General features: G+C 64.7%; 6 protein-coding genes. 3 read left to right on the top strand and 3 right to left on the bottom strand.

Annotation, left to right across the window (positions count from 1 at the left end):
* Positions 1–148 precede the first annotated feature (148 nt).
* Both cysS and RN02_RS26665 read right to left on the bottom strand, forming a co-directional pair.
* Positions 149–1,534 carry a cysteine--tRNA ligase gene (gene cysS / locus RN02_RS26670; RefSeq protein WP_043267156.1) on the bottom strand — a complete coding sequence of 462 codons (1,386 nt, stop codon included), beginning with the start codon at positions 1,532–1,534 and terminating at the stop codon, positions 149–151.
* Positions 1,535–3,217 (bottom strand): glutamine--tRNA ligase/YqeY domain fusion protein, encoded by a 1,683-nt coding sequence (locus RN02_RS26665; RefSeq protein WP_043318154.1) that lies wholly within the window; start codon positions 3,215–3,217, stop codon positions 1,535–1,537.
* Between the two features lie 123 nt (positions 3,218–3,340).
* On the opposite strand from RN02_RS26665, the gene RN02_RS26660 reads away from it, so the two are divergent.
* The 3 genes from RN02_RS26660 (at position 3,341) to RN02_RS26650 (ending at position 4,866) form a co-directional block, all read left to right on the top strand.
* Positions 3,341–3,835 (top strand): peptidylprolyl isomerase, encoded by a 495-nt coding sequence (locus RN02_RS26660; protein WP_009623469.1) that lies wholly within the window; start codon positions 3,341–3,343, stop codon positions 3,833–3,835.
* A gap of 4 nt (positions 3,836–3,839) precedes the next feature.
* Positions 3,840–4,583, top strand: coding sequence for a UDP-2,3-diacylglucosamine diphosphatase (lpxH, locus tag RN02_RS26655; RefSeq protein ID WP_043318152.1), 744 nt, complete (start codon positions 3,840–3,842; stop codon positions 4,581–4,583).
* A gap of 73 nt (positions 4,584–4,656) precedes the next feature.
* Positions 4,657–4,866 (top strand): YgdI/YgdR family lipoprotein, encoded by a 210-nt coding sequence (locus RN02_RS26650; RefSeq protein ID WP_043318149.1) that lies wholly within the window; start codon positions 4,657–4,659, stop codon positions 4,864–4,866.
* Between the two features lie 105 nt (positions 4,867–4,971).
* On the opposite strand, the gene RN02_RS26645 is transcribed toward RN02_RS26650, so the two are convergent.
* Positions 4,972–5,772 (bottom strand): IS4 family transposase (locus RN02_RS26645; RefSeq protein ID WP_043318147.1); only part of this gene is annotated, 801 nt, incomplete at its 5' end.

Here is a 5,772-nt window from a genome sequence, read left to right as displayed (position 1 = left end):
GCTTTTCGTAGGATGGCGTTGAGCGAAGCGATACCCATCACCACGGCAGCATGGGTATCGCAAGCTCAACCCATCCTACGAAGAGCTCCTCGGCGCAATCGGCAGAAAAAAGGCCGCATCAGCGGCCTTCTTTCCTTTCAGCGGTGGATCACTCGGCCAAACGCCAGGTGGTGCCGCCCTTGCCGTCTTCCAGAACCACACCCATGGCGGTCAGCTCGTCGCGGATGCGGTCCGACTCGGCCCAGTTCTTCGCCGCGCGGGCTTCCAGGCGGGCCTGGATCAGCGCTTCCACCTGGGCGGCGTCGACCTTGCCGGCGGCGCCGGCCTGGAGGAAGGCGTCCGGCTCCAGTTGCAGCACACCCAGCAGGCCGGCCAGTTCGCGCAGCTTCGCCGCCAGGGCTGCCGCAGCCTGCAGGTCGGCCTCACGCAGGCGGTTCACTTCGCGGGCCATCTCGAACAGCACGGCGACGGCTTCAGGGGTATTGAAGTCATCGTCCATTGCCGCGGCGAAACGCTCGGCGAAGGCTTCGCCACCGGCCGCCTCGACCTCGGGTAGGCCGCGCAGCGCGGTGTAGAAGCGTTCCAGCGCGCCCTTGGCTTCCTTGAGGTTGTCCTCGGAGTAGTTGATCGGGCTGCGGTAGTGGCTGGACACCAGCAGGAAGCGCACCACCTCGGGGTGGTACTTCTCCAGCACCTCGCGGATGGTGAAGAAGTTGCCCAGGGACTTGGACATCTTCTCGCCGTCCACGCGCACCGCGCCGGCGTGCATCCAGGTGGCCGCGTAGGGCTTGCCGGTGGCCGCCTCGCTCTGGGCGATCTCGTTCTCGTGGTGCGGGAACACCAGGTCAGGGCCGCCGCCGTGGATGTCGAAGGTCTCGCCCAGGCAGCAGGTGGACATCACCGAGCATTCGATGTGCCAGCCCGGGCGCCCGGCGCCCCAGGGCGATTCCCAGCTCGGCTCGCCCGGCTTGGCCGCCTTCCACAGCACGAAGTCCAGCGGGTCTTCCTTGGATTCGTCGACCTCGATGCGCGCGCCGATGCGCAGGTCTTCGATCTTCTTGCGCGACAGCTTGCCGTAGCCGACGAACTTGCCGACGCGGTAGTAGACGTCGCCATTGCCCGGAGCGTAGGCGAAACCCTTGTCGATCAGCGTCTGGATCATCGCGTGCATGCCGGCGATGTGGCCGGTGGCGCGCGGCTCGATGTCCGGGCGCAACACCGACAGGCGCGCCTCGTCCTCGTGCATCGCGGCGATCATGCGCTCGGTCAGGGCGTCGAAGGGCTCGCCGTTCTCCTGGGCGCGACGGATGATCTTGTCGTCGATGTCGGTGATGTTGCGCACGTAGGTCAGCTCATAGCCGCGCTGGCGCAGCCAGCGGGCGATGACGTCGAAGGCGACCATGACGCGGGCGTGGCCGATGTGGCAGAAGTCGTACACGGTCATGCCGCACACGTACATGCGCACCTGGTTGCCGACCAGCGGCTGGAACGGCTCCTTGGCCTTGCTCAGGGTGTTGTAGAGGGAAAGCGCCATTTACTGCCCCCAGGAATCGCGCAGGGTCACGGTGCGGTTGAAGACCAGGGCACCGGCCTTGGAATCCTTGCTGTCGGCGCAGAAGTAGCCTTCGCGCTCGAACTGGAAGCGATCCTCGGCGCCGGCGCTGGCCAGCGACGGCTCGGCGCGGCAACCCTTGAGCACCACCAGGGAGTCGGGGTTGATGTTGTCGAGGAAGCTGCCGCCCTCTTCGGACTTTTCCGGGTTGGCCGATCGGAACAGCCGGTCGTACAGGCGCACTTCGCACTCGACGCTCTCGGCGGCCGGCACCCAGTGGATCACGCCCTTGACCTTGCGGCCTTCCGGGTTCTTGCCCAGGGTGTTCTCGTCGTAGCTGCAGCGCAGTTCGACGATGTTGCCGGCGGCGTCCTTGATGGCTTCGTCGGCGCGGATCACGTAGCTGCCGCGCAGGCGCACTTCGCCACCGGGGACCAGGCGCTTGTAGCCGGCCGGCGGGACTTCCTCGAAGTCGCCGGCGTCGATGTAGATCTCGCGGCTGAACGGCAGCACGCGCACGCCCATGTCCTGCTTCGGGTGACGCGGCAGTTCGAGGTTCTCGACCTGGCCTTCGGGGTAGTTGGTGATGACCACCTTCAGCGGCTTGAGCACGCACATGGCGCGCGCGGCGTTGGCGTCCAGGTCGTCGCGGATGGCGAATTCCAGCATGCCGATGTCGACCACGCCACCGGCGCGGTTCACGCCGATCATGTCGCAGAAGTTGCGGATCGAGGCCGGGGTGTAGCCGCGGCGGCGGTAGCCGGAGAGGGTCGACATGCGCGGGTCGTCCCAGCCGTCCACGTGGCCTTCGTCGACCAGTTGCTTGAGCTTGCGCTTGCTGGTGATGGTGTAGTTCAGGTTCAGCCGGGCGAACTCGTACTGGCGCGGCTGCGCCGGCACCGGCAGGTTGGCCAGGAACCACTCGTACAGCGGGCGATGGTCCTCGAACTCCAGGGTGCAGATGGAGTGGGTGATGCCCTCGATGGCGTCCGACTGCCCGTGGGTGAAGTCGTAGCTGGGGTAGATGCACCACTTGTCGCCGGTCTGGTGGTGATGGGCGTGGCGGATGCGGTAGAGGATCGGGTCGCGCAGGTTGATGTTCGGCGAGGCCATGTCGATCTTCGCCCGCAGCGACTTGGCGCCGTCGGGGAACTCGCCGGCCTTCATGCGCGCGAACAGGTCGAGGTTCTCTTCCACCGAGCGCTCGCGGAACGGGCTGTTCCTGCCCGGCTCGGTCAGGCTGCCGCGGTATTCGCGCATTTCCTCGGCATTGAGGTCGCAGACGAAAGCCTTGCCGGCCTTGATCAGGTCCACCGCCCAGGCGTGCAGCTGGTCGAAATAGTCGGAGGCGAAGCGCACCGGGCCGGCCCACTGGAAGCCCAGCCACTTCACGTCGGCCTCGATGGCGTCGATGTATTCCTGGTCTTCCTTCGCCGGGTTGGTGTCGTCGAAGCGCAGGTGGCAGTCGCCGCCGAAGTCACGGGCCAGGCCGAAGTTCAGGCAGATCGACTTGGCATGGCCGATGTGCAGGTAGCCGTTGGGCTCCGGCGGGAAGCGGGTGACGATCTTCTGGTGCTTGCCGCTGTCCAGGTCTGCCTGGACGATGGGGCGCAGGAAGTTGGCGGCGACAGTGGCTTCTTTCGAATCGGCGGTGGGCTTGCTCATGGTGTCCTTGATCGTTACTGACGTTCGGCCAGGGTAGGCCGGCCAAACCAAAGCGCTTATCATAGCCGAAGCTGTCAACCCCCTGACAGGCCTTCGATTTTCCCGACAGAGTGGAATCCCCTCATGATCAAGCTGCACACCAACCATGGCGTCATCACCCTGGAACTCTTCGAAGACAAGGCCCCGGAGACCGTGGCCAACTTCAAGGAGTACGTGAAGAGCGGTCATTACGACAACACCATCTTCCACCGCGTGATCAACAACTTCATGATCCAGGGCGGCGGTTTCGAGCCGGGCATGAAGCAAAAGAGCACCCGCGCCCCGATCAAGAACGAGGCCAACAACGGCGTCGGCAACAAGGTCGGCACCGTGGCCATGGCCCGCACCATGGAGCCGCACTCGGCCAGCGCGCAGTTCTTCATCAACGTCGCCGACAACGACTTCCTCAACCACAGCGCGCCGACCGTGCAGGGCTGGGGCTACTGCGTGTTCGGCCAGGTAGTGGACGGCATGGACGTGGTCAACAAGATCAAGGGTGTGGCCACTACCATGCGCGCCGGCCACCAGGACGTGCCCAGCGAAGACGTGATCATCGAGAAGGCCGAGATCGTCGAGTGAGTCGATGAGCGTCCTGTTCATCTCGGACCTGCATCTGGAAGCGGAACGCCCGGACATCACCCGGGCGTTCTTGCATTTCCTGCGCAGCCGCGCCCGCCAGGCCGAAGCGCTCTACATCCTCGGCGACTTCTTCGAGGCCTGGATCGGCGACGACGGCATGGACGAGTTCCAGCATTCCATCGCCCGCGCCCTGCGCGAACTGGCCGACAGCGGCACGCGCATCTACCTGATGCACGGCAACCGCGACTTCCTGATCGGCAAGGCGTTCTGCCGCGAAGCCGGCTGCACCCTGCTGCGCGACCCCTGCGTGATCCGCCTGAACGGCGAGAAGGTGCTGCTGATGCACGGCGACAGCCTGTGCACGCTGGACGTCGGCTACATGAAGCTGCGCCGTTGGCTGCGCAATCCGGTCTCGCTGTTCATCCTGCGCAACCTGCCGCTTTCCAAGCGCCACCGGTTGGCGCGCAAGCTGCGCAAGGAAAGCCGCGCGCAGACGCGCATGAAGGCCAGCGAGATCGTCGACGTGACGCCGGACGAGGTGCTCAAGGTCATGCGCCAGTATGGCGTGCGCACCCTGATCCACGGCCACACCCATCGCCCGGCGGTGCACGAGTTGCAGCTCGACGGCCAGCCGGCCCGGCGCATCGTCCTCGGCGACTGGGACCGTCAAGGCTGGGCCCTGCAGGCCGACGCCAACGGCCTGCACCAGGCGCCCTTCAGTCTCGAAGCGGGGCCGTCCGGCCACTGACGCGGATCAACTTCATGGCCCCGGGCCAGCAGCTATGCTCAATCCATCCATAGCCGCATCGTCCGGGATCGCCATGAAAAAACACCTGCTGCTCGCCGCTTGCCTGCTCGCACTCGCCGGTTGTTCCAGCGAGTACATCATCAGCACTGCCGATGGCCAGATGATCACTACCGACAACAAGCCGAAGCTGGACAAGGCCAGCGGGATGATTCGCTTCGAGGATGCCGAGGGCAAGGAGCAGATGATTCCGCAGTCGCAGATTCGGCAGATCATCGAGCGCTGAGGGGGGATTGGAGGGGTAAGCGGGCTTGCTCGCCAACCCTCCTGGCCCTATGCACCAATCGCCACCCCGTCATTCCCGCGAACGCGCACTGCTGTCCGGCACGCCTCATGCTATTAACAGCTGCCCCTGACGCAGGTTGATCTCGCGTATTCGCTCCTGCCGTCGTCGGTAACGTTCGGCCTCCAGACCAGGACGCTGAAACAGCGTCGCCTGTACCTCCACCATCAGCATCCACAGGCTTTGCCGCGTTCCCGTCCTGCGTTGGTAAAGGTTCAGCAGCAAGTAGCTGATCAGCGCACAGAGAATCTGGATGCGCACGGCATTCTCGCTACGGCCCAGGAAACGCCTGACCTTCAGGTGTTGCTTGATCCATTTGAAAAACAGCTCGATCCGCCAGCGATCCCGGTAGCGCTCGGCGATTTCTGCCGCCGGGCTGCTCAGGTCGTTGGTCGCCAGGCTTAGAGGCGGCTCATCGCCTGGGCGGTTCACCAGGATCCGCTGCAGGGGCTGGGTGTAGTGATTACGCCGTCGGCCACCTGGGTTGCGGTTGGAGAAGTTCACCTCTTCGTCTCGCAGAATCGTTTCCCGGTCTTGCTGGGGAACCTCGCGCTGGGCCAGGACCTTGAGCCGCACATTGGACTTGAATCGTGTGACGAAGCGGGCCTTCTGGGCATCCAGGCTCGCCCACCAGTTGAAGTCGTAATAGCCCTTGTCGAATACGTAGGTGGCCTGTGGCTCGATACCCAGCGTCCGGCCTTCGTCGATGTCGTTGACGTTGGCTGCGCTGAAGCTGCAATGCACCGGTGCTGCCGCCTGCTCGGCATACAGCACATGGACTTTCAGCCCCTGGGAGCGGGTTCGATTGGACAGCGTCCATTCGTCGAAGCCAGGGCCCTTGAGGGTGAT

This window comes from Pseudomonas sp. PI1, assembly GCF_000812405.1.
Taxonomy (GTDB): Bacteria; Pseudomonadota; Gammaproteobacteria; order Pseudomonadales; family Pseudomonadaceae; genus Pseudomonas; species Pseudomonas citronellolis.
The sequence above is the reverse complement of the archived record's forward strand: the minus strand, read 5'-3'. Positions and strand labels throughout refer to the sequence as shown.